This is a genomic window from Dolichospermum sp. UHCC 0260 (genome assembly GCF_009711985.1).
Taxonomy (GTDB): domain Bacteria; phylum Cyanobacteriota; class Cyanobacteriia; order Cyanobacteriales; family Nostocaceae; genus Dolichospermum; species Dolichospermum lemmermannii.
Genome location: NZ_VIKZ01000027.1, coordinates 29,544 through 55,261, shown reverse-complemented (window position 1 = coordinate 55,261; position 25,718 = coordinate 29,544). Strand labels below are relative to the sequence as shown.

General features: G+C 39.0%; 17 protein-coding genes, 1 tRNA gene and 4 pseudogenes. 5 read left to right on the top strand and 17 right to left on the bottom strand.

The window, feature by feature from the left end:
• From FJR08_RS12530 to FJR08_RS12520, 3 genes and pseudogenes are all read right to left on the bottom strand, one after another.
• A pseudogene (locus FJR08_RS12530) lies at positions 1 to 1,108 on the bottom strand (hypothetical protein); the annotation flags it as partial.
• A 152-nt stretch (positions 1,109 to 1,260) separates the two neighbouring features.
• Entirely contained in the window at positions 1,261 to 2,145 is an 885-nt protein-coding gene (locus tag FJR08_RS12525; RefSeq protein WP_168633378.1) for a P pilus assembly protein, chaperone PapD, read from the bottom strand.
• Between the two features lie 438 nt (positions 2,146 to 2,583).
• Positions 2,584 to 3,066, bottom strand: coding sequence for a hypothetical protein (locus FJR08_RS12520; RefSeq protein ID WP_217357514.1), 483 nt, complete (start codon positions 3,064 to 3,066; stop codon positions 2,584 to 2,586).
• Between the two features lie 414 nt (positions 3,067 to 3,480).
• Here FJR08_RS12520 and FJR08_RS12515 point away from each other — a divergent pair.
• Positions 3,481 to 3,615: pseudogene (locus tag FJR08_RS12515) on the top strand (DUF433 domain-containing protein); the annotation flags it as partial.
• A gap of 201 nt (positions 3,616 to 3,816) precedes the next feature.
• Here FJR08_RS12515 and FJR08_RS12510 read toward each other — a convergent pair.
• Positions 3,817 to 4,863, bottom strand: coding sequence for a cyanophycinase (locus tag FJR08_RS12510; RefSeq protein WP_015083461.1), 1,047 nt, complete (start codon positions 4,861 to 4,863; stop codon positions 3,817 to 3,819).
• A gap of 125 nt (positions 4,864 to 4,988) precedes the next feature.
• The gene (locus FJR08_RS12505) at positions 4,989 to 6,176 is read right to left on the bottom strand and encodes a glycosyltransferase family 4 protein (protein WP_168633376.1); all 1,188 of its coding nucleotides are present in this window, start codon (positions 6,174 to 6,176) and stop codon (positions 4,989 to 4,991) included.
• A gap of 771 nt (positions 6,177 to 6,947) precedes the next feature.
• Here FJR08_RS12505 and FJR08_RS12500 point away from each other — a divergent pair.
• Together FJR08_RS12500 and FJR08_RS12495 are read left to right on the top strand one after the other, a co-directional pair.
• Complete coding sequence (locus FJR08_RS12500) at positions 6,948 to 7,583, top strand: DUF4347 domain-containing protein (protein ID WP_015083459.1); 636 nt, start codon at positions 6,948 to 6,950, stop codon at positions 7,581 to 7,583.
• A 116-nt stretch (positions 7,584 to 7,699) separates the two neighbouring features.
• Positions 7,700 to 8,104, top strand: coding sequence for a hypothetical protein (locus FJR08_RS12495; RefSeq protein WP_168633375.1), 405 nt, complete (start codon positions 7,700 to 7,702; stop codon positions 8,102 to 8,104).
• 424 nt (positions 8,105 to 8,528) lie between these two features.
• Here FJR08_RS12495 and lepA read toward each other — a convergent pair whose 3' ends face one another.
• Positions 8,529 to 10,340: a translation elongation factor 4 gene (gene lepA, locus FJR08_RS12490; RefSeq protein WP_168633374.1), complete on the bottom strand. Its 1,812-nt coding sequence runs from the start codon at positions 10,338 to 10,340 to the stop codon at positions 8,529 to 8,531.
• Between the two features lie 221 nt (positions 10,341 to 10,561).
• Between lepA and FJR08_RS12485 the strand changes: the two genes are divergently transcribed.
• Positions 10,562 to 11,380, top strand: coding sequence for a pantothenate kinase (locus FJR08_RS12485; protein ID WP_168633373.1), 819 nt, complete (start codon positions 10,562 to 10,564; stop codon positions 11,378 to 11,380).
• Between the two features lie 44 nt (positions 11,381 to 11,424).
• Here FJR08_RS12485 and FJR08_RS24255 read toward each other — a convergent pair whose 3' ends face one another.
• From FJR08_RS24255 to FJR08_RS12460, 7 genes and pseudogenes are all read right to left on the bottom strand, one after another.
• Complete coding sequence (locus tag FJR08_RS24255) at positions 11,425 to 12,648, bottom strand: hypothetical protein (protein WP_371415556.1); 1,224 nt, start codon at positions 12,646 to 12,648, stop codon at positions 11,425 to 11,427.
• Between the two features lie 177 nt (positions 12,649 to 12,825).
• Positions 12,826 to 13,536 (bottom strand): annotated as a pseudogene (locus tag FJR08_RS24250) (DEAD/DEAH box helicase family protein); the annotation flags it as partial.
• Positions 13,537 to 13,848: 312 nt separating this feature from the next.
• A pseudogene (locus FJR08_RS24245) lies at positions 13,849 to 14,454 on the bottom strand (type I restriction endonuclease); the annotation flags it as partial.
• A gap of 98 nt (positions 14,455 to 14,552) precedes the next feature.
• The gene (locus FJR08_RS12475; protein ID WP_168633371.1) at positions 14,553 to 14,909 is read right to left on the bottom strand and encodes a four helix bundle protein; all 357 of its coding nucleotides are present in this window, start codon (positions 14,907 to 14,909) and stop codon (positions 14,553 to 14,555) included.
• A gap of 58 nt (positions 14,910 to 14,967) precedes the next feature.
• Positions 14,968 to 16,293 (bottom strand): restriction endonuclease subunit S, encoded by a 1,326-nt coding sequence (locus tag FJR08_RS12470; RefSeq protein ID WP_168633370.1) that lies wholly within the window; start codon positions 16,291 to 16,293, stop codon positions 14,968 to 14,970.
• Positions 16,290 to 18,422 (bottom strand): class I SAM-dependent DNA methyltransferase, encoded by a 2,133-nt coding sequence (locus tag FJR08_RS12465; RefSeq protein WP_168633369.1) that lies wholly within the window; start codon positions 18,420 to 18,422, stop codon positions 16,290 to 16,292. Before FJR08_RS12465 ends, FJR08_RS12470 begins: the two co-directional genes overlap by 4 nt.
• Before the next feature lie 449 nt (positions 18,423 to 18,871).
• A tRNA-Thr gene (locus FJR08_RS12460) sits at positions 18,872 to 18,943 on the bottom strand.
• 33 nt (positions 18,944 to 18,976) lie between these two features.
• Here FJR08_RS12460 and FJR08_RS12455 point away from each other — a divergent pair.
• Complete coding sequence (locus FJR08_RS12455) at positions 18,977 to 19,240, top strand: DUF3493 domain-containing protein (RefSeq protein ID WP_168633368.1); 264 nt, start codon at positions 18,977 to 18,979, stop codon at positions 19,238 to 19,240.
• Positions 19,241 to 19,285: 45 nt separating this feature from the next.
• On the opposite strand, the gene FJR08_RS12450 is transcribed toward FJR08_RS12455, so the two are convergent.
• From FJR08_RS12450 to infB, 4 genes are all read right to left on the bottom strand, one after another.
• Entirely contained in the window at positions 19,286 to 20,941 is a 1,656-nt protein-coding gene (locus FJR08_RS12450; protein WP_168633382.1) for a DUF1565 domain-containing protein, read from the bottom strand.
• 836 nt (positions 20,942 to 21,777) lie between these two features.
• Positions 21,778 to 22,023, bottom strand: coding sequence for a hypothetical protein (locus tag FJR08_RS12445; RefSeq protein WP_148761133.1), 246 nt, complete (start codon positions 22,021 to 22,023; stop codon positions 21,778 to 21,780).
• A gap of 254 nt (positions 22,024 to 22,277) precedes the next feature.
• Positions 22,278 to 22,526, bottom strand: coding sequence for a hypothetical protein (locus tag FJR08_RS12440; RefSeq protein WP_168633367.1), 249 nt, complete (start codon positions 22,524 to 22,526; stop codon positions 22,278 to 22,280).
• A gap of 31 nt (positions 22,527 to 22,557) precedes the next feature.
• Entirely contained in the window at positions 22,558 to 25,653 is a 3,096-nt protein-coding gene (gene infB / locus FJR08_RS12435) for a translation initiation factor IF-2 (RefSeq protein ID WP_168633381.1), read from the bottom strand.
• Positions 25,654 to 25,718 lie beyond the last annotated feature (65 nt).

The following is a 25,718-nucleotide window of genomic DNA, read 5'->3' as shown; positions in this document are numbered from 1 at the left end:
GGGTTACACCCCAAAAGGGATTGGGACTGGTGCTACGCCAAAAGGGGGATTGTGAGCCTACAAATAGGTCTGTAGAGTCTTTTTGGAGAGTATAGCTGGCTGAACCCAATCTCCAACTGTTGTCATTTTCGGTTTGAGTTTCATTGAGACTGAGAAGCCATGCTCCTCCCAATAAGCTACCGCTACTAGTAACTGTTCGATTTTGAGTGGCACGGGAACGGAAACTTTGGGCAGATTGTTGATTATTTATGGTGGTGACAGTGAATGAAGGGGCAAAAATATAGGGAATATTAGTGAGGTCAATGGGTGGCTCAACGGTGGCCTTGCTGAGGACTGATTGGTTGGTGCGAGGATATTTGATTTGGATAGCATAATTATCGATGTCAAATTCTGGAGTAATGCCAAACCAGTCTTTAACATCACGGATAGATAGAACAGCGCCTATTTCGGGGTCGAGTCTGAGACGACTAAGATCAAGGTCGAATACGACTGTCGGCGATCGCAATTGTACCTGACCATTAGGCAAATTAGTCACCCGAATATTCAATGCCTTAATTATTACCTCATAAGGAACAAGCCAATCATCAAATTGAATTGCCTGAGAACCATCTTCAGTCCCCCGTACCAAGGCACTTTTGACAACCCCACGGCCATCTACTAAAATCCCAATTGGCAAAATGCCCCATTGAGCAGTAACACTTTTAGGGTCAATGGGAGGAATTAATGAGTTGGCAGACGGGGGAGACTGAGTAATATTTAGTGGTTTATTAGAGGTTTTTGGTGGAATCGGCTTTTCTATATCTGTTACCGGTAAAAACTCAATTTTTTGCTCATTAATGGGGAATTGATCATCAAATTTTCTTGAGACTGGTTTTGCTTGTTCTAAATCCACCGCCTGGATAAAGTTTATAGTAGGTTGAGATTGGGTTGATTTTTCTATATCTGTAATCCGTAAAAACTCTACCGTTTCACTGAACTTTTTAACCTCTTCCGTTGTAGGAGACTGACCTGGAGTTTTTCCAAATACGGCAGGAGCAGAAATTAATACTAAGGCGAAAACAGATGTACAAGCCGAGTAAAATCTAAAAACTTTTAACCCAATGTCCATCTAAAACTGGATGAAAACCGCTTTTTACATTCAACATTATTGAGAGATGGACTTTCACGAGGTCATGGAAAATCTAAACTTCGGAAGAATCAAGGGTTTTGCCTGTGTAGACGCAGTTTCTAACCGCCCATTTTGAATTTACACCCCAGGGATTATTTACCAGGTACCGTCAAGGAAAAATTAAAAGGAACAACATTTTGATTGGTCTCGGAATTTAGCGCCCAACCTTTATTTACCCAAACAAGTTTTCCAGACAGATTATAGGTACCAGCCGACAAAGGTTTTTCATTCTTGGCTGGATAATTAATCGGGAATTTACGACTACTTTCCGATACTATTGAAGCAGGTCCATTGACTCGGCTCACAACTTCCTTATCTCCCTGTTTCAGTGTCCATTCAATATGGGGACGAGTCGAGCCGTTACCAGTATTTTCTACATTCAGCAATATTTGTCTTTGTTTAGGATCATAGTTAGCCCCCATAACCTTTAGACTAGGAGCAACCTTACCTTGACGAGCATAAACCGTTGCCCCAATTCTAGTAACAAGTCCCATTTGGGAAACCGCGACATTCTTAGGTACATTGGGATTAGTAGGGGACTCAGTCAAGGATTCAACATACACAACTGCCCGATACTCTTTATCAGTTATCTTTTCGGGAATACGAGTCACAAGTCGCACCTGTCTGGATTGTCCTGGATTAAGTGTTAACTCACGAGGAGAAAACACCAGATAGGGTGTCAGGTCGGCTTTGCTGTTAGGTTCTGGACGTAATCCTAAATCCGTATAGGAAAAGGGTTCGGCATAGAGTCGAGCGCGCACAGGGGAAGTGGTGCTAACATTTCTGATGGTAAATACACCTTTTCCCTGACCACGTTCGGTCTCCAGTTCCACAATACCAGGAATCAAATTTAAGGATTGTGCTTGAGCAGCTTGTCCAGATAGCACTAGAGGAACTCCGATAAAACTTCCCCAAGCCAGGACACGGATACCAACATTTAGGAGACTTTGCAAGTAGGAAGGTTGAATAGTAAACATAGTCTTATTATTTAAATCAGAGGGTGTTTGAAAAGTTATGGTTGATGTATCAAATATTTTTTACCCCACCCTAACCCTCCCCTTGTAAAGGGGAGGGAACTGGATTTTTATTGTTTCCCCCCTTTACAAGGGGGACTAAGGGGGGTAGCAATGTGATGAAAATTACGGAATACCACTTTTCAAACATCCTCTCAGATGGTCTTTTATCATTTCAGCAGTACGAAGACCGTGCCAAGTATAATTGACAAATATATTTAAGCAAGGCGACATCTTTTTAAGATATCGGATCAGGGATTTCTAAAATCTCTTAAATAAGCATTTTTAACCAGATAGAGACGTTCTATGGAGCATCTCTATCTGGCTTTCGGATAACGCCCAGTTAATTTTCAGTAGATATCTGTTACCTATTTCTGATGCTGGAAATCAACTCCAATATCACTATTGAGCAACAGCGCTTACTAGAATTGTATATTTGTAGATACCTACAGGAACACCAGAAGCAGATTGAACATTCATATCAACCGTCATGTCTGTAGATGCAGCGGCGGCAACGGGAAGGAATTGGTCACTTGTTACAGAACCACCAGCAGGCGATGCTGTGTAAGCTTCAATTGTGGCACCACCAGCACCAGCATCAGCTAGAACTGATTTTGTACTAACTGCTTGAAAAGCAGGGTTAGAAGCAGCAGCAACAGGTGTATCTACAAAGAAGGCCGTCTGGGAGTTACACTCAGCAGTAAAACCCGCTTTTTGGGGAGTAACACCAGCAACAGCAGCTAGTGCCGCGTTGCTATTAGAACCAATGGTTCCAATATCTACACCCTTAGCAACAATTAGACCTGATTCGATGTTGGTGAACAAGCAGTTAGCCTGAGCAACACCAGTGAAGTCTAGATTCAAGGTTTGTTCAGCCTTGGCCACAGGTGCGAATAAGAAAGAACCGCTAAGTAAGTCGGCCCAATAAAATCGATATATGTTTAGTTTTGTAAAAACCGTGAAACACCCTATTTATAAGGTATTCGTTAATTTATATTTCGTTACATAGATTGATTCTTTAACGCCGGCCTACTTACTAAAAGAGCAGAGATTAAAGAAATACGTTTCATAGGGATACCTTAATTAAATTCCAAAGGGAACATAGGTGAACATTACCAACAGACCCTCATTTTTTGGGTCTATTTCTTGAGGGGTGCTTAAAATAGTCTTAAAATAGTCTTTAAAAAGTCTTTAAGAAGTCTTTAAAAAGTCTTTAAGAAGTCTTTAAAATCAATCTATATTAAAATAAGGTTGTTAAACAACGTTAGATTTACTGATCTTTTCTGAGTCTCAATATGTTTAGGAATTAGTGAAGCACAAATTTTAGATGATTATCCTCATTTAACTGCTGCTGATTTAGTGAATGCTTGGGCTTATGCAAATGCACATCTAGAAGAAATTGAAACAGCAATTCAAAAAAATGAGGCGGCTTAAATTGTGGTACGTCTTTATGCAGATGAACAATTTCCTCGCATAGTCAGCGAATTATGATTAGTTCACCCTTCTCTATAAGCCCTTATTTTCCTTCTTTGCGTCTTTGATCCTTAGCGTCTTTGCGCGAAACAAAGATAGCACCCTTAGCAATAAAGCCCACCTGAGTGGGCTAGTGAGGCTAATTTGTGTAGACAAATGCTATTAATAAGGATCGGAGTCAAACCTTCCGCGCTTCACACTTCTGAGATAATAACCCCGTGACGGTAATTTATTTAAATCGAAAGTGTCACCTCTAGGAACTCGCCAAATTTTGTAGTCGTGATATGTGAGAGGAGTTCCCTTTTTACAAGTTTCTGGAGGATGATCTCCTAAGACAAAATATGCTGAACCTTTACCCGTAACTTTAGCAATACCATATTTATCAACTAGTAAAGATGTTTGTTCACTAATTGCTATCCCTAACGCTTTTGCAGATACACCATCTTGAATTTGCCTAGCAATAAAAACCATAATTCTCCCCATTCTTTTGCGTTCATCGAAATGGGTATCAATGATAGTTCCTCGCAGATATTTCCACTGGAAAAAGTTATAGGTAAAGGTAATATTCCCGTAGGGATCATCAAGGGCTTCGTGAGTTTCAATACTATCTTCACAAGCACAAGAATCATAAACATATTCACTTTGAATCATCGCTCCGGCACTTGTACCACCAATAGCACCACCTTGATCATAAACCGACTTAATAGCAACTTCTAGCTTAGTGTTTTTCCAGTGGCGAATATATTCACATTGATCACCACCAGCAAAGAAAATTACGCCAGCATTTCTGACTTTATCAAAAATATCGGTTCGGTTTGCTTCTTGACGATTACGAATGATGAGAGTTTCTACATATTTGACACCTCTCATACTATAAATTAGCTGATTATAATCATCGTTACCAGCAGCACGAATTACTAAAACATTAACTTTAGTATTGCTGTTACTACCACCCCTGACTTGATTAATCATCCACTGAATAGCGTCATCAACATCAGGACCGCCACCACCTAAATTATGAACAGGTCCAGCTAATTTAGGGAGTTTATAAGCTGGTTCAGAGGTGGGAATCTGGCTATCGGCAATGATATCCTCAAAGAACCGTTTTAACTTGGCTGTTAAACGATCTAGGATGCGGTTTACCATCTTCAACAAGCTGTTTTTTGCATTCTGCAAACGCCTGGATGTACTTAGGAATGCCTTTATCATATTATAATCTTGTCAAGCAAACAGCAATCATTTCTAACTTTCGCATTTCTCAGGGCTAAATTCCTAGCGTACAGGGTTTGTACTGTTTTTTTACGGACAATAATCAGAGTAATCTTTAATTCTCTTTACCAGACAATTTCTGCTCGTTCTTCTACTACTCTTTCATAAACCATTTCTGTTTGTTTACCTAATTTTGGCCAGCTAAATCTTTTCTCTAAATCTGCATAAGCATTATTTACCAACCATTGACAATAATCTGGGTTTTTCAGCACTTCTAATATTCCCCAAGCCACAGAGTCCGAGTTGTTTACCCAGGTGGTAATTCCCGTTTTTGTATGTTGAACTACTTCAGGAAAACCACCAGTATCGGAAACTATGACTGGTACGCGGGAGGCAAAACTTTCTAAAGCAACTATCCCAAAGGGTTCATAAAGACTGGGAAAAACTGCACAGTCAGCGATGGTTTGAAATTTATCTAAGTATTCATCAGCCAGGAATCCAGTAAAGTAACACTTGTGCCAAATTCCCAAATCCCAAGCTTGACGTTTAAGATGGTCAGTATTACCACCACCAATTATGACAAATTTAACATTATTTCCCATTTCCCACAGCACCTTGGGAGCGGCATTAAGTAATATAGGTACGCCTTTTTCATAGGTCATGCGACCAAGATAATAGACAATTTTTTCATCATCTGCGGCAAATCGTCGCCGAAAATCTTGAGCATGAAAATCTTTGTGATGTATTTTCTTTTCTGCGCGAATACCGTTATGAATTACGTCAATTTTATCACTAGGAATATATAGTGTTCCGATCATTTCCCGACGCATATATTCACTACAAACGATGACCCGCCAAGCATTATCAGCTAGTGTATATTCTTTATCATGAATATAGTTTTGGGTATCATTGTGAATACCGTTATAGCGTCCATGTTCTGTGGCGTGAATTGTGGCAATTAGGGGAATTTTAAAGGTATGCTTGAGAGCGATCGCTGCATCCCCAACTAACCAATCATGGGCATGAATCAGATCAAATGGACCTTTTTCCCTTAATAACCTGCCGCCATGTTCTCCCATACTCTCATTTAAGTTCACCACCCAGTGGAAAAAATCGTTACTAGGAGCTACTGGGACACGGTGGATATGAATGCCTTCCACGACTTCATACAAGGATGCTGGACCAAATTCTGGCGTAATTAGGTGGATGTCATGGCCTAACTTTATTAGTTCCGGGTACAACTCAGCAACGTGACGAGCAATTCCCCCAACTATCCTCGGTGGAAATTCCCAACTCAGCACTAATATCTTCATTGACTTGACTCCCCGATGATTGACAAAAAATTAAAATATATAAAAACTATATTTATAGCAGGGAAAAGGGCATTAGAAATTAAAAATTCTCGAAAACTCTTAGGAATACTGCTCGCGGCTTATTTGCGAGAGAGTACAGTATAGTAGTTAGTGACGGAATGTAGCGATAGCAAAGCGCGACCTAGGAATCGCTCTCTTAAAATCCTGTTAGTAATATTTGTGTAAGATCAATATACAAGTAAAATCTATGAGTATATCATTGCTGTTTAAGCATATCTAGATTAGAATTGGTAAAGATTTGATAGGGGTAAAGCAAGAGCTTTATTGGTGTCAAATTAGGCGAGGGATACTTTGGTAAGCTCAGTACAAGTAGCTTGTTTGTTTGGCTGCAACATTCCCGCCCGGAACTTAAGTTCCGGTCTAAAAGCTCAAGTGCGTTAAAACGCACTCTGGTTAACTCAAAATCAAAAATTATCCTATTTATGCTGAAATAGTCGGTTTTAACCGACTTTAGCTTTTAGACAGGGAATTTATTCCCTGGCTGGCTTGAAGGGACATCAATTTACGTTAAGTTGACACCAATGAGCATTGCTAAACCCTTACTTAATGCAATAGGAAACTACACTTCGTTATCAGGTGCGGAAATAAAAAATATGTTAAAAGAATGCAGAATTTAGAATTTAGAATTTAGAATTACGTTTTGCAACGGGGATTTTACCCCGACGCAAAACCCGCTGCTTGTAGAAGCAGGGGACTTTAACCCCCAAAGGTATGTTAAACAATTCTTTTCTCAGTCAAACTGCGACAACTGTTGTCTTTATTGATTCTTCTGTTTCCGACTACCAAACCCTACAGACAGGAGTTATAGCAGGAGTAAAAACGGTTATTCTTTCCCCAAATCAAAACGGAATTGAGGAAATTACGGAATTTTTACGACAGCATACTCAAATAACCACTATTCACATCCTTTCCCACGGTTCTCCAGGATGTTTGTATTTAGGAAATAGTCAACTGAATTTAGAAAATATCAGTAAATATGCTGAATTGTTGCAGCATTGGCAAAGCGAGAACATTTTACTCTATGGTTGTAACGTCGCTGCGGGGGATGCTGGGGAAGAATTTATTAGAAAGTTACATGAGATTACTAACGCAACCATTAGTGCGTCAGCAACAAAAACGGGAAATGCAGCATTAGGGGGAAATTGGGAGTTAGAGGTTAATATTCCCGTTACAGATTTAAAGACGTTCCATGGAACGTCTCTACATTATTTGTCGGAGATTGTTTTTCATGCAGACACCCTCAACACCTATCAGGGAGTATTTGCACCCACATTAGTGGGCAATTATGATACATCTGGCTATGCTATAGGTGTGCAAGTAGTACTCCTGCTTACTCTATTAACTTAGTTAATTTAAACACCTTTAGCTCCATTGGAGATGTTAGTAGTAACAACACAGTTATTCAATCAGGTACAACAAATACCGTTGATACTGGTGGTGGTGCTGGTAGTTTAGAGCAATTTTTGGGTATCAATGCGACCAATTTTGCAACTGCTATTCCAGACAATCAATATGGTTCAGCCATTAAAAGTACCTTTAATAATATCAATGCTGGAGATGTGTTTAGCTTCAACTGGAATTTCACAAGTGCAGATACAGATCAAGCTTTTGTAACGATTAACAATAATGTTCAAACCTTAACGGATAATAGTCTTTATAGCTATACCTTCACTTCTGCGGGAAATTATAACATCGGTATTGGAGTTGTTGATACTGGGGATTCAACAGGTCCATCAACTCTCACCCTAAGTAATGCCACAATTCAGTCCGTTCCTTGGGAAACTGATGCTTTACCAGTATTAAGTAGTACAGTTCTTTTTGGTATTGGTGTTTGGACAAAACGTAAATTCAATAGACATCTCCAATAATTTTTGAACCCCCCAGTCGGTTTTAACCGACTTTAGCTATATCCCTGGCTTCTCTCCCTGGCTTCCTCCTTCCTCCTTCCTTACATCATCACCCCATAATGTTTCGCTAAAAAACGCAAAAACGCCAACGGGAAAAAAGTGATTTTATTGTATTGACAAACAATTTTAAAAATGTTATCATGAGATTGATAAGGAAGAACTATCTTGCTATTAGTTAATTAGTGACGAGAAGATCCTCTGCTTACCTACAGTAGCGGGCAAGATGCCCGCACTACAAGGGTTTCATAATTCAAGTTTGTACCTCATTAGAGCGAAATCTGCTGTATTACCCATTTTTTGCCTGATTTTCACAATAAACTCGCCTGTAATTTCCCTCACGATTGCATACAGACGAGTTTTTAGCAATAAACCAAAAATCTGGGAATTAGCTCTTATCTAACCGCAACACAGCCATAAAAGCCTCCTGGGGTACATCCACCGTACCTATAGACTTCATCCGTTTTTTACCTTTGGCTTGCTTTTTCAACAGTTTCTTCTTCCGGCTGATGTCGCCACCATAGCATTTAGCCAAGACATCTTTCCGCATCGCTGATATACTTTCACTGGCAATAACTTTTGAGCCAATAGAAGCTTGAATGGGGACTTTGAATTGATGACGGGGAATTAGTTCTTTGAGTTTTTCCGCCATAGCTCTACCGACATTGTAGGCTTTATCTCTGTGGACAATCATCGCTAAGGAATCCACTGGATCACCATTAATCAGAATATCCAATTTCACCAAAGGATTTTCCCGGTAGCCAATCAGATGATATTCCATACTGGCGTAACCGCGAGAACGGGATTTCATTTGATCAAAAAAGTCAGTAACAACTTCCGCTAGGGGTAACTCATAAGTTAGTGTAGTCCGTCCTTGGGTGAGATATTTCATATCTTTGAAAATCCCCCGGCGATTTTGCGACAACTCCATTAAAGAACCGACGTAGGTTTCTGGAGTAATCATTTCGACTTTGACATAGGGTTCTTCGATTCTGTCCCGTTCATTCGGTTCAGGTAAGCGACTAGGATTATCAATGTACAGTTCTTCACCTTTGTTGGTGACAACTTTGTAAACTACCGATGGTGCGGTAATGATTAAATCTAGGTTATACTCGCGTTCTAAACGTTCTTGGACGATTTCCATGTGCAGTAATCCCAAAAACCCGCAACGGAAACCAAAACCCATAGCACTAGAGGTTTCTGGCTCATATTTTAATGCAGCATCATTGAGTTCCAGTTTTTCTAAAGCTTCTCGCAGGTCTTCAAACTGATCTGCGTCTATGGGGAACATCCCACAAAATACCATGGGATTTGCTTCTGCGTAACCAGGCAAGGCTTCAGTGGCTTTGTTTTTGCATAGGGTAATGGTATCTCCTACTCTGGCATCAGCTACGGCTCTAATTGATGCTCCTAAATATCCTACTTCCCCAGCATGAAGTTCTTCCACTTGCTTTTGTGTTGGCACGAGAATGCCTAATTCATCAATGATAAATTCTTTACCAGATGCCATTAAGTAGATGCGATCGCCTCTTTTCACAGTTCCATCCATGACCCGGAAGTAAACAATTACACCCCGGTAACTATCATAGTAACTATCAAAAATTAACGCCCGCAGCTTCTCATTTACAGTATCAGCAGGTGGGGGAACTCGTTCGACAATTGTTTCTAAGATCTCCGCAATGCCAATTCCCTCCTTCGCTGAAGCCAAAATTGCGCCACTGCAATCTAAACCAATAATTTCTTCAATTTCGCCAATTACTCGTTCTGGTTCTGCCCCTGGTAAATCAATTTTATTTAAAACTGGGATAATTTCTAGATTATTCTCTAGGGCTAAATAGACATTTGCGAGAGTTTGCGCCTCTACACCTTGGGACGCATCCACAACTAATAATGCCCCTTCACAAGCCACTAGAGAGCGCGACACTTCATAGGAAAAGTCTACGTGTCCAGGAGTATCAATTAAATTAAGAACATACTGCTGACCATCCTTGGCAGTATAATTCATCCGGGCAGCTTGCAGCTTAATTGTAATGCCGCGCTCCCGTTCCAAATCCATGTTATCAAGAAACTGCTCTTTCATCTGTCGATCTTCTACAGTCCCAGTCGCCTGTAGTAAACGATCCGCGAGAGTAGATTTCCCGTGATCAATGTGAGCAATAATACAGAAATTACGAATGCGAGCAGCGGGAACGTCAGTCATATACCATTTTTGCTTAAAGCAAACCAAAGTGAAAGCTATTTACTTCATGTATTTTAATGCTTTCTGAGAGAATAAGGGAAGAGGTAGGGAGCAACGCGAGGGAAAGAATTTTTTGATTTCTGCTCCTGACTCCTGTACGGCAGTTACACTATAGATTACCACAAATTTCCCAGCCATATTTTCAGGACAAAACCTATAACTAAGTTGAGAAAATTAAAAGTGTGAGAAATCATCTGCCCTTAAAAGAGCAACAGCATCTTTCTTTAGTATTAATGGTCGGTAATTCCCGCCTGCATTGGGCATTGTTCATAGATAAGATATTATACTCAACTGGGGACACATTTCATCTATCTGCATCTGTTATTCAAAAATTAGCTGAATCTCCAACCTTAGATAATTGGTTGACAGCGATTTCTCTACCTACCAATCTTCCCATTATCCCAGATGATCCTATCCCTCTGATTCTCGCTTCTGTCGTTCCCAGTCAAACCGCACTTTGGCAAATTTACCCCCATTTGCGTCTGATTACTTTGGAAGATGTACCATTAGGGGGAATGTATCCCACGCTAGGAATTGATCGGGCTTTAGCGGTATGGGGTGCGGGAATAACTTGGGGATTTCCCGCATTAGTAATTGATGCGGGTACAGCATTGACTTTTACAGGTGCAGACAATCATCAATGTTTGGTTGGTGGGGCAATTTTGCCGGGTTTAGGGTTACAATTTGCCAGTTTAGGACAAAAAACCGGACAATTACCATTATTAAAACCTGGTTTAATTACATCTTTGCCACTACATTTTGCCATGAATACATCCGATGCAATTCAAAGTGGAGTAATTTACACTTTATTAAGTGGGATAAAGGATTTTATTGAGGCTTGGTGGGAATTATTTCCTAATAGTCAGGTTGTGATGACTGGTGGTGATAGTAATTTATTGAAAAACTATCTTTATCAACAGTTTCCAGATATAGCAAACCGATTAATTGTAGATAATAAATTGATATTTGAGGGAGTTGGAAATATAGTAATTGCGGCTTAGAATTGGTGTACCACTTCTCCATAATTCTTATTTTGATGTTTTCTTTATCCTGCATCTTGATCATAATCCCTATTAAACAGTGTATCAGCTAACCATGTTTGAAAATCAGGATCATCTGTAAATTGTCGGTAAACTTCTGTATGATCAAAAATAAACTCCTGAAACTTATCAACTAGCTTTTTCTTAAAAGTAATTCTCGCATTTTGACGATCTGAATATTTCTTAGCATTTTGATATTCTTCATCTTTGCTAACTGCTGCGGGTAAATCTTCAAATATGAATTTACGCACTTGATCTTTTTCTGTCCATGAAATATTCCCAAAGCGGTTATTAAAGTCTTCAATAATATTAATTAAATAATCTAATTTAGGTTGATATGTGCTTCCAGGAGGTTCGGGAGGTGCAGGTTTTATTTCTCCACTACCTTCTAATTGGATAGCTAATGTATTTTGTCTCTCTATGCGGTAACTGTCAATATCCACACTTTCTAAAATACCTTGAGATAAATCTGTATCATTGAGGTTAGGAAGTTTGGTTAATAGGAACTTGAGAAAAGTTTTCAGACTTTCCCAATAGGGGTTACGAAAAGGATGTATCTGTACTAAAAATTGATAGTTTCTCACAAAAGATTTAGCTTTGGTTTTAAATTGTATTTGTGATTCTATATCTAATTCTTTGATAAAAGTTTGTTTACATTCATCCAAAATGGGATCTAATTGATCACGTTCTGCACCATTGATAAAAATTGTCATTAATACATTAACTTGAGTTTCTGAATAAACCTGAAAACCATCAAGACTATCTTGCAAATCATTTAATCTATCTATATCAGTTTCTTCACTGAGAATAGTTGTTTTATAAAAAGGATCAAAAGCTGTTTGAATTGCATCTGCTGAGTTAACAAAATCTAAAATAAAAGTATCTTTTTTATCGGGTTTATAGGCACGATTTAAGCGGGATAGAGTTTGCACAGCTTTAATATCAGCCAAGGGTTTATCTACATACATGGTATGTAATAAAGGTTGATCAAATCCCGTTTGATATTTGTCAGCTACGATTAAAAATCTATATTCACATTTGTTAAATTCATCGGGAATATCTTGACTAGGAAAACCATTTAAGGAAGATTCATCTTCTACTTTTCCATCAACTTCTTTACTCCCAGAAAAAGCGACAATTGTTTGATAAGGGGCGTTAATTTCTTTTAAATAGGCATCAAAAGCCAGTTTATAACGAATCGCGCTGATAATACCATTAGTGACTACCATTGCTTTGGCTTGTCCATTAATTTTATTTGTATTTATGACATCTGCTAAAAAATGATCAATCATGATTTCGGCTTTTTGGCGGATAATTTGCGGATGTCCTTCTACATATTTTTTCAGCTTTTTCTGAGCGCGTTTAGTATCAAATTGGGGATTATCTGCAATAATTTGTTGAATTTTATAATAACTTTGATATGTGGTATAATTTTCTAAGACATCTAAAATAAATTCTTCTTCTATTGCCTGTTTCATGGCATAATTATGAAAAGGATGATATTTACCATCTTCATGATTTTTAATGCCAAAAGTTTCTAAAGTTTTATTTTTGGGTGTGGCTGTAAAAGCGAAGTAACTCGCATTCGGTGAAAGTTTTTGTTCGGCAATAATTCTGAGAATTTTATCTTCTGTGGTTTCTTCTTCTTCTCCTGTTTCTTTATTTAAAGCCGCGCTCATTTTTGCCGCACTACTACCACTTTGGCTAGAGTGGGCTTCGTCAATGATAATGGCAAATTTTTGATTATTTAATGACTGAATTTCTTTAACAATATAGGCAAATTTAAACACGGTGGTAATAATAATCTTTTTACCGTTTTCTAAGGCTTTTTGTAATTGTTTACTACCTTCGGTAATGGCTTCGACTACGCCGTTAACTTGGGCAAATTGTTTAATATTATTGCGGATTTGTCTATCTAATATTTTGCGGTCGGTAACAACAATAATAGAATCAAAAATGGTGTTAGTTTCGCTGGTGTCTGTGAGTTCTACGAGTTGATGACTCAGCCAACTAATGGAGTTACTTTTACCTGAACCTGCGGAATGTTGAATTAAATAATGTTGTCCTACTCCTTGGTTTTTAGCAGCTTCTAAAAGTTTTTGCACTAAATCAAGTTGGTGATAACGAGGAAATATTAATTTACGTTTTTTCTGACCTCTCTCCAAACCTCTCTCCTGCGAGGAGAGAGGCTTTAAATTCTCCCCCTTCCCTCGTAGGGAAGGGGGTTGGGGGGTTAGGTTTTCTTCTACCAATTGGGCGTATTTTTCAATAATATTACTCAAGGTTTTTTTACTAAAAATCTCTTTCCATAAATAATCGGTTTTGATTCCATTAGGGTTAATTGGATTACCTGCACTATCAGGAAATATTAACTGTAGTTCTGATTTTTGACCTTTGTTAAATGGCAGAAATATAGTTTGTTGTCCCTTTAATTCTGTAGTCATGTAGACTAATTCATCATCAACGGCAAAATGGACTAAACAACGGGTAAAGTTAAATAAGGTTTCTTTGGGGTTACGGTTATTTTGATATTGTTTTATCGCATCTTGCACATTTTGGTTAGTGAGGTTGTTTTTTAGTTCTAAGGTAATGAGAGGTAAACCGTTTATAAAAATTACTATATCTAAAGATTGCTGTTTTTTATCATTACTAAAATGGAGTTGACGAGTAACAGAAAAAATATTTTGATTGTAGAGTTGGATAGCTTGGGGGTTAAGTTGGGATGGTGGTAATTTATAATATAAATTCAGGGTGATTTCTTGGGCTTTGATACCGTTGCGGAGAACTTCTATAATACCTTTGTCTTTGATTTGCTTGGATATGCGTTCAAATAGTTTTTGTTCAAATTTTTGACCAAATTTGGTTTTTAGTTTGTCTATTTGGGTGGGTTGGGTTTGATTGAGGAATTGTAATAATAGAGTTTTATCTATGCAGTAGTTAGGTTCATAATTATTTGATTGTCCTTTTATATATCCTGCTTGGTTGAGTAGGCTTGTTTCTATGAGAGTTTCTAAGCCTTTTTCGCTGGTATCCATGGGAATTTAGAATTTAGAATTTAGAATTTGGAATTTGGAAGAATTTAGAATGTAGGAAAATTTGGAATAATTTAGAAGAACTTGGAATAATTGGTGGGTTAATTTTGAGATTTAGTGTTTTTAATTATAGCATGAATAATACAAATTAGTTCATTGGATTCATTTAATAAAGGGAGTAATCTTGATTCTAGGTTATTCTCGGTTGCCATTAATATTTTTAACCAATAATTTGTTTCTCTAGCTTCTTTCAGGGAAATGGACATTTTATGAATGAAGTCAGCTTTACTTTCTGCGTTTTGTGCTTCTTCGACGTTTGCTCCTATGCTTGTACCTGAGCGTATTAATTGTTTACTCAGATCATATCCTGTTCCGCCATTTTCTCGCAGAAATTTACAAAGTTTAACTATTCTGATACTAAAGTTTAGGGTTCTTTCTTGTATATCTTTCTTAATCATCTTAATTTTACTCCTCAATTCTCAATTTTGCATTCTTCTAAATTCTAAATTCTAAATTCTAAATTCTCACATCTATTTTGCCGGTTACTGCGTCGGAAATTAAGGTGGTGCGGTATTCTTTGATTAGTTCGATTTCTTTTTCAATTTTGGTAATTGCAAGATCAATTTTTTCGGATTTTTCATCAATAAAAGATACTATTGCTTTTTGTTCTTCTATAGGAGGAAAAAAGACTATCAATTCTCTAACGATTTCCTGACTTATATTAGGGTCTTTTCTTGAACCTGTGGCATCAAACATCCAATGAGGTCTATAAAATTGAACATATTTATGTAAAAATTCAGGTACAAAATTACTATTAGGTAATATACAACATACAGCTTGATTAGTAGCTGCAAAAACTCTCAAAATGGCATTTTTACCAATTGTTCCATCACCACCATACATGGCAATCATAACTGTACCTGGTGGTACAATTTTACAAGATGTATCTACAATTGCTTTTTCAGTAATTTTTATTTCTGTATTCCATATTTCATCATTGTTTAAATCTAAAGTTCTTACCCAATTTATATTTCCATTCTCGTAATATTTTTTTTGCTGACCTGAATTGGGAGTTGAACCACTTTCTGTTTTAGTAAACCATTTTAATTTTTTGAGTTTCCAATGTTCCGGTATTTCTCCTAACCACTCAATACCAGAAGGTTTCATTGGTGCATGGGGGTTAATTCCCTTGGTAACAGCACGGTTAATAATGGCGGTTTTCTGTTCTTTGAGTAATTCTATCAGCCGTTGTTTGTTGCTGATAAAGTGGTTTATCTGTTCTAGTTTGTGGTCAAGGAAATATACAATTTGTTTTTGTTCGGATATGGTAGGGAGTCTTAAATAAAGATTTTCAATTACCCCCATACCAATATTTGGTTGTGTTCCAAACGACCAAGATAACTGAACTTGCGCTTGAAAACTTTGCTCAAGCATTGAATAAAATAAAAATTTAGGTATTATAATTTTTTGATTAGAACGAATTAAAGCTAAAGGAGACCATATACTAAATTCAATATCTGTATCTACAATTGCAACTTTTCCAGTTGTAGAACCAGATTTACACATTAAAACATCATCTTGCTTAGGCTTGCACTTTTTACAATAAAATGTATGTAATTCTTCCTTAATATTTCCCCTTCGACGGTTAAAATCTATTTTATTATTTTGAATTGCTTCAGCAGAGATAAAAGGATAACCTGTATCTGAAAATATTGGTGTTTCATGAGGACCATCTGCAATTTTGATGGAAACTAACCTTTTGATCTTTGTAATATCCCAATGTTCAGGAATTTCCCCCAACCACTGTACACCTGAATCTTTATACTTTAAATAACCTTTCATTCTCCCACCTCCCCTGTAACAATCTGACGTAAAACCCCTTCTGTTTCCCCTTCCAAAGCCAAAATATCCGCCGCTATTTCCTCCAAACTCCGCAACGGTTTAAACTTATAAAAATACTTGGTAAAAGAAATTTCATAACCCCTCACCGTCTTATCATCATCTATCCAAGCATCAGATACATGAGGTAAAACTTCCCTCTGAAAATACTCCTCAATATCTTCCTTTAACGGCACATTTTCAGTATCACGTAACTCAGAATCAGACTCATAAATGATCACCTCTTTGGTTTTTTTCTTAATTACCGGTGCTGCGGTTTCGTCTTTTTCTGTAAATGTGTCATAAATCAATTTTAAATCCTTAGCAGAAAGTTTCATAGATGCTGCTTTTAGGGCTTTTTCTAAATCCTGTTTAACCACATTAAAATCTTGATGAGGTTCAGAACCAAACAATTTTTTTAATATTCCCAAAATTAAACCATGTTTAGTATCAGCACTAATATTTAACGGTATTTCCTGTTGGTTTCCACTATCTTTTTGAAGAAAAGAATTACCACCATTTGCAACTATAAACTTTTCTACCCGTTCCGGTGTAATTTCAAATTTCAACCTTAAAGGACGGTCAACAGTGATTTTATGATAACCCAAATCCGCATTATCAAAAATCTTAGATTCTTCAGTTTCCGCAAAAGCTAAAAACGTTTCTGTAATTTTCTGAATATTGGCTTGAGTTAATTCACAATTTTTCTTACCCAAATTCTTTCTTAACTTTCCATACCATTCCGTAGCGTCAATTAATTGCACTTTACCTTGACGTTTTTCGGGTTTACGGTTAGAAAGTACCCAAATATAAGTAGCAATACCCGTGTTATAAAACATATTCAAAGGTAAGCCAATAATACATTCTAACCAATCATTTTCAATAATCCAGCGTCTAATATTACTTTCCCCTTGACCAGCATCTCCAGTAAACAAAGCCGAACCATTATGAACAATAGCTATGCGACTACCTAACGCGCTGGAATGCTTCATTTTAGAAAGCATATTTACCAAAAATAACAATTGTCCGTCACTGGTACGAGGTAAAAGATTCAGCTTTTCTCCTGGTTTTAAACCGGGATGTTCGACAGCAAAACGGGGGTCTTTAACTTCCTTTTTTTTACCATCAAATATCGCATCCTGGTCAACAGTCCAAGATTTTCCGTATGGAGGATTAGCTAACATAAAATCAAACTGTATATCGCTAAAATTATCATTAGCAATTGTTGAACCATAATGAATTTTATCCGGGTCACGACCCTTAATTAACATATCAGATTGACAGATAGCGTAGGTTTCCGGGTTGACTTCCTGACCATATAATTCAATCGCAACTTTTTTACCAGATTTTTCTACCAAAGATTGCATAAAGGCTTCTGATTCTGTTAACATTCCCCCAGAACCGCAAGCATCATCATATACTAAATAAGTTCCTCCTTGAATTTGATTTTCAATGGGTAAAAATATCAAATTGACCATTAATTGAATAATGTCACGGGGGGTAAAGTGTTCTCCTGCTTCTTCGTTGTTTTCTTCGTTAAATTTGCGAATTAATTCTTCAAATACCGAACCCATTCCCAGGTTAGTTAATCCTTCATGGACAATTTCACCTTGTTCATTTTTCACAGGTTCGGAACTGAGGTTAATACCTTTATCAACAAACTTTTCAATTAGTGAATAAAGCCGATTACTTTCTGTTAATGTTTCTATCTGATTTCGCAGTTTAAATTTAGCAATTATTTCTTGAACATTGTCGCTAAAACCATTCAGATAGTTTTCAAAATTGGCTTTAATATCGCTGGGGAATTTGAGTAAGGTTTTAAAGGTAAATTCAGAAGTATTATAAAAAACATAACCTGATATTCTTGGAAGTTGTTGCGCTACAGCATTTTGTCCAAAATTACCCGTTTCCAATTTCTGATAAAGCTCAATAACCTGATCTTTACTAGGTTCTAATAAACAATCTAAACGCCGCAGTACCGTCATGGGCAAAATAACATCTCTGTATTTTCCGCGTACATAGACATCTCTTAATACATCGTCGGCAATATTCCAGATAAAGTTAACAATACTGTTGTGTGTCGTGTGATTCATGTTGTCAATAAAGTAGGCAGTATAATAATTATTTGTATTAGTTTAAACTAAAGTTGCATTTGCTTTAGTAAAATGAGTTTTAATTTCTCCAACTAGACTATAATTTATACAAAGTACGGCTGGGACATAGATTTTTGCAAGATTGCGAAAAACCTAAATGTGTAGTAGGGGTTTAGCATTGCTCATAAGTGTCAACTTAACGTAAAAATCATAGCCCGACTGGGAATGAATTCCCAGTCTAATAGCCAAAGTCATCTAAAGATGACTAAATAATTGTCTAAATCTTCAGTTTACTTTAGTAAACTTTGGCTATTAGCCTGGAACTTAAGTTCCAGGCGGGCGTGTCAGCCAAACAAATAAGCCATTTATAGCTTAAATTGACACCAGCACTGCTAAACCCCTACCTATAGAATCGAATGACAAAGCCGTTTAGAGTATATATTACTTAAAGCCGATGATGAGATTTGAACTCACGACCTACTGATTACGAATCAGTTGCTCTACCCCTGAGCCACATCGGCGTACACAGTCACACATTATAACATAATTTATTGATGATGGAACAAAATTCTCCAAAAAATCTCAACCCCCAACAATATGAACGTCTCAAAGCCGAAGTAGCCGCACCCTATCGGGGGTTAAGACAATTTATTTATATTGGTGTCGGTGCTTCCGGCTTTATTGGTGCATTCGTTTTCTTTTTTCAACTCCTAGCAGGACGCGATATAGAACAAGCAGCGTCTAATTTCGCTATCCAACTAGGAGTAATTGGGTTAATGGTGTTTCTTTGGAAATGGGAAAACAGTAGGAATAAATGACAGACAAGAGGCAACTGGGAAGATAAATATTCCCCTGCCCCCTGCCTACTTGTCAGTTACCAGATATGGAGAATTAATTGCTTGAACACGACCAGCATTAACCAAGGCTTGATATACAAAAGCCGCAATTTCCGCTCTAGTTGCTTGACGCTTAGGTGCAAGCTCTTTAACAGTGGGATAATTAATAACTAATTGCCGTGAAGTTGCTGCTGCTACTGGACCAACTGCATAACTGGGAATTTGACTAGCATCAGTATAGAAGTTAATCACAGTCTGACCATTCGCAGTTAAACCCAAACCATTAGCTAAAGCTACCAAGGCTTGCACTCTAGGAATTTGTTGTTCTGGTTTAAAAGTTAAATCAGGATAACCAGATAGAAACGGACTACTAGAAGCAGTTTGAATGGCGCTATAAGCCCAATAATTGCTTTTAACATCTTTAAAAGTAATCCCTTGGCGTGTTGCTGAAGGTTTAAAAGCCTTATTTATGATAGCAGCAAATTGAGCGCGAGTTACAGGTTCATTGGGTTTAAAACTACCATCTGGAAAACCAGCGATAATATTTTTGGCAGCTAAAGCTTCAATGTAAGCTTTTGCCCAGTAACCTGTTTGCACATCTTTAAAAGCAGTGTTTCCAGTATTTCCAGTATTTCCAGTATTGTTATCGGGAGGTGTAGTCACTTTAGCCGCGACAAAATCAACAGCACCAAAAATCCGCTTCTCGTTAATATCGTTACCAATAGCGACAATTTTGCCGGCTTTAGTAGCATTGTTCAAATCATAGCGAGCATTATCACGGATGAGATTGCCACCAGGATTTTCACTTGTACCCAGGTCAGGAACTGCACTAATAGTAGCGACAATACCATCCCGTTTATTACCGCGAATGGAATTTTTACGGAGGATAGGTTTGGCAGTTTCCGAGATAAAAAGACCGTCTGTGTTTTGGGTAATGTTGTTACTTTCTAATAAAGGTGTAGAACTACCACCAATTGCTACACCAAAACCAGTATCCTGAAATAAATTGCCACGAATCACACCTTGGGCAGATTTAGTTACAGAAATTCCATTGCCCTTATTTTTCAAAAAGATGTTATTTTCGATTTGGGGATTTCCCGTACCTGTCACAAAAATTCCTTCTCTGACACTGTTAATAAATGTGCTATTTTTGATCACAGGGTTACTGGATTCTACCCATACAGCCGTTCCCCGGGAATTCGGGTTGGTAAAAGTTAAACCTGTAATAATAGTGCTATTATTCGCTAACAGTGTAATATCCTGTCTGGCAAAAGTGCGACTAGTGTAATAACCACCACCGCTAATTAAGATTCCCTCACCCTTGTTAGACTCATTACCTTGAAGCGTCACTCCAGAATTGAGGACAAGAGGGAATGTTTCACCACTATCTTTACTATAGTTCCCAGGGGCAACCTGAACAACTGTCCCGGCTGTAGCTTTAGAAAGGGCAAAGGTGATGGTTTTATAGGGGGCTGCTATAGTTCCATTAGCGGCAGTATCTTTTCCAGTGGCAGAGTTAACGTAAATGACAGTGCCATTGGCTGGCACTTGGGCTGTTAAAGTTGGAGCAGCGCCAGCTTTAAGTTGACTAAGTATGGGGGTAGAACTACCAGCAACTAATAACAAAGCTGTCAGGCTGGTTTGTAAAGATAAACGAGAAATATGAAAACCCTGATTTTTCATTTTTTTAGTGAATAATGTGTTTAATGATGGTACTTTCACAAGAATGTAAGGTAACAGATGTACATCTGTAAAACCCATGACAAACTATACCGGATCATTATCACTTATTCCGCTAAAATTGTGATTAAAAAAAACAAAGTAACTTAACAGTTCAGTAACTTTTATCCTCTAACATACCTCTAAGATACAAGGTTGGGTTGACGCAAGGAAACCCAAGAAATACACAAGGTATTGCTCCTACATAAAAATTGAGGATAAGAAATCTTATCCTCAACTTCCCTGCTGAAAGCAAGGAGTAAATATTTTTGACATACTCACCGACCTGAAGGTGCGGGGAAACACTTGACACTTCGCCAGAACAAGCCACAAGTGGTCTTATCGTCCTTCCATGTCCGTTTAAAGTCTCCCAATGCCCTATGGCGACTATGACCAAATTTTAACATAAAGCCGTCCCGGAAGGACGGGGCTTGTGTCCCGTCTTTTCGGTCAAAGGGTTAATAAGGTGAACTACCTACACTTCCCTTGCGGGTAAGTATAGGCTTCCTACCCAGTTAACAGCTTTTTGGTCTTCGAGAACAACAAGACTGATGTTAAGGCGATAGGCTGACCCCTCGTTCCAAAGGCAAAATCAAGGTTAATCAACAAAAATGATCATGTATCTAGCTTGGTTATCGCTATTCTCTCGCCTTGCCGAGATATTCAATTCATAACACAAATTTTGGGAATTGTCTCCATGTTTTCCTTCCTTGCTGTCGCGTTGGTCGGAAAACCGTCGTCAATTCACGCGCCATTCATCCCCCGCTGCCCTATCGGGTCAGACGTGGGGCTTCTGTCGGTTAAGCTAAAGTTTCTAAAGTCTCTCGTAAATACATTTGTACTTGTTGATCTAGACGTAAACTTTGTAATTTGGCGTTACATTCTAATTGCCATCTTTGAAAACCGGAACTAGCAGAAATCACGTATTTCAGGTTATGCCAAAATTGAGTATTAGCAGATAATTGGTGATCTTTACGCTCACCGTTGACAGAGACTGTACTGTCAGTAGTATGCGCGTAATCGCTAGAAGTTGGAAATTGAGCCATAATTCCTCATTCCTTATTTTTCACTTCCAGAATTAGACAATTTGGGATTTTAGATTTCAGATTGATAATTGATTTCACACACCAGGGGAACACGTAAATCTAGTCACCCAAACCTAAAATTGAAAATTTTTGTTTAATCTTCTTTCAAGATAATGGTTTTACACCTGAAAATTCTGTCTCATTCATCACTAAATGCGGAATTTTATGCGAGAAATTTCTAAAACAACTTGTTTTTAATTAAACAGAGAATTTTCTTAAAATTTATAGCAACCCAAGGGGGTAAGACATGAATTGATAATAAAACTCGGACTAGAACAGGTTTTTACTTCTTCCTTCTTCTTTTTCCTTCTTCTTTTTCCTTCTTCTTTTTCATTTCTTCCTTCTTCTTCATTCTTCTTCTGACTCCTGACTCCTGACTCCTGACTCCTGACTCCTTTTAAACGGAGTGCTGAGTTTACATTATTTGAGTGTTGAACTCGGAACAGTCTCAATTCAACACTCATTAACTCAGCACTCAACGCTGGATGCACGTCACTACTTAGTCATAGTCAGAGTCCGACGTTTAGTTACCAATTGGTAGGATTCAATGATATCATTTTCCACCCAGTCATGGAACTTATCAATGCCGATACCACATTCATAACCTGCGTTGACTTCACGGGCATCTTCTTTCATCCGTTTGAGGGAATCGAGAACACCTTCGTAAACTACCTTGTTATAGCGACGGACGCGCACCTTACAGTTGCGAACGAGCTTACCAGATTGAACATAACAACCGGCAACAGCACCACGACCAACTGGGAAGACAGCACGGACTTCTGTTTGTCCCAAGGGTTCTTCCACCAACTCTGGTTCGAGTAAACCTTCCAAAGCACCTTGGATATCTTCCAAGAGTTTGTAGATGATGTTATATTCTCGAACATCTACACCTGCTTCATCCGCAGCCTGTCTAGCTCCACTGGCGTAGGTGGTGTTGAAACCAATGATCACAGCGTTACTGGCAGCAGCTAAGTCTATGTCTGTTTCGGTGATTTCTCCAGCGGTAGCTAGGAGCATCCGAATTTGGACTTCGTTTTGCGGAATTTGGCGCAGAGAGCCGATAATGGCTTCCACAGAACCTTGTACGTCGCCTTTGAGGATGAGGTTGAGTTCTTTTAACTCGCCTTCTTGTGCTTGTGCTGACAGGGTAGTGAGAGTGACACGACCTTGCAACAAGCGGGATTGACGTTGTTTGTCGGCGCGATCGCTGGCTACAGAACGAGCTTCTTTCTCGTTTTCATAGACCTCGAAATCATCACCAGCAGCAGGGACATCACTTAAACCCAATACTTCCACAGCAAAGGATGGACTAGCAACATCTACACGCTTGCCTCGGTCACTTACCATAGCCCGGACTTTACCGAAGGCTGAACCAGCGACCAGCATATCTCCAACGTGGAGAGTACCGTTTTGAATCAGCAAGGTAGCAACGGCACCTTTCGCCTTATCCAAATGAGCCTCAATGACTGTTCCTTTTGCGACCCGATCTGGATTAGCGGATAGTTCGGCTACTTCCGACACCAACATAATCATTTCTAGGAGGGTGTCGAGGTTTTCGCCCTTAATGGCACTAACGGGAACCATGATTGTTTCACCACCCCAATCTTCAGCGGTGAGACCGTAATTGGTAAGTTCCTGTTTAACCCGTTCTGGCTGTGCGCCTTCTTTATCAATCTTGTTGATAGCAACAACAATGGGAACGTTTGCAGCTTTAGCGTGGCTAATAGCTTCAATTGTTTGGGGACGAACACCGTCATCAGCAGCTACGACTAGCACGGCAATATCTGTCACCCTAGCTCCTCTAGCACGCATCGCTGTGAAAGCCTCGTGACCAGGAGTATCGAGGAAAACAATCTGCTGTGGTTTACCTTCATGGACGATATCAACATGATATGCGCCGATATGCTGGGTAATACCGCCCGCTTCCCCAGACGCAACTTTGGTTTTGCGAATAGAGTCGAGGAGAGTGGTTTTACCGTGGTCTACGTGACCCATGATGGTGACAACTGGGGGACGACGAATGAGGTGAGCCAAATCAGCCACGTCAATCATTTCCGTGACTTTCCGGGCTTCAGCTTCTCGTTCGACAATTTGGACTTCTACTTCTAGTTCTTTGGCGACTAGGGTAATCGTCGGAATATCCAGATTTTGGGTGATGCTGACAGCCATCCCCTTCATAAACAGGATTTTGACAATCTCTGTATCGGCAATTACGAGGGACTCAGCTAACTCCTGGACTGTTAATGGACCAGTAACATCTAGTGTGGCTGGACGATCTGGTTTTTGCTCTACATTTTCTTGGCGACGATTGTTGTGGTCACGGGAAGAACTAGATTTTTTACCTCTAGTGGTAGGAGCAGCCACAACCGCTACAGTTGGCATACCGGAGCGAGTCCCTTTGGGTTTGGGAGGACGGGCAATGGAGAGACTAACTTGAGTGGCTGCGGAATTTTCTAGACCGTCTTCATCTAAATCATCTTCATCTAAATCATCTTCTACGATTTGTTTGACCCGTTTGCCTTTGGGTCCAACCTTCGCTTTTTCTTTGATTTCGTCAATGATTTCTTCTTCTTGCCATTTTTTCCCACCCTTGTTCAAACGAGGGGGTGTAGGGCGTTTTAAATCCAAAAGATCGGGTGCTACTGGTATTTCATCCAATCCTTCTTTTTTCGCGCCACCTGCATTATGTCTGGGTGGAGTCGCCGTGGGAATGGCTGCTGGTTCACTGGGACGGGCAGGTCTAGGCCGTTGGATATCACCGCCAACGGATGGTCTACCACTGCGTTGTTCTGGTCTTGTCGGCGCTCCTGAATTAGCCCGACTAGGTCTAGGTGGTGCAGATGGTGAACCTTGATCAGATGAAGGTCTATTAACCTTACTTCTCACTGGCTGAGGATCTTCTTCAACAGGCTGTGAGCGATCGCGTTTGAGAAGAGGTTTTTCTGATGTTGCTAAAACTGGTGTTTCTGCCGCTTTTGCGCCATCTACTCTAGCAGGAGGAGAAACCAACTGGGGTTTTTGCGGTTTCTCTGGTTTGGCTCTGGGAGTAGATATTTTCTCTGATTTTTCCGCTCTCACCTTTTCTGTAACCGATTCAGGATTAGATACCTGTTCTGGTTGGGTAGGATTAGGTTTAAGTGGAGTCTCAGATTGATTCCGGGGTACTGGTCGAGTTGGTGCCGCCGGCTTTATATTCATAGATGAAACTGGTGTAGCAAAAGGCCTTGGAGGTGCCGGAGGATTAGCATCAGTAGCGTCAGTAGCAACTGAGATATCGGTTGAGTTGGTGGTAGTGTTTATCAATATTTTCGGTTTGCGAATTTCTAGAATTTGCTGTTTGTGATGGGCGTTGGTACGGTTTTGAGATGAATTTGGTTTATGGCCATTTGTACTTTGTTCCTTTTTTGAGGCTAAATTCGTAGCAGCGACTTTTTCGGCTGCGCTACGAATTTGTTCAGCTTCCGCTTCGGAAATCGTACTGCTATGGCTTTTAACCGCAATATCGAGCTGGTCGCAAATTGCTAGTAGCTCTTTATTATCCAAATTCAATTCTTTTGATAAGTCATAGATTCTCACTTTTCCGTTGTTCATCCACTCTTTCCCCTTTAATTTACAGTTTTAGCGGATGGTTGCCTGGTTTGTGACATCTCCACCCT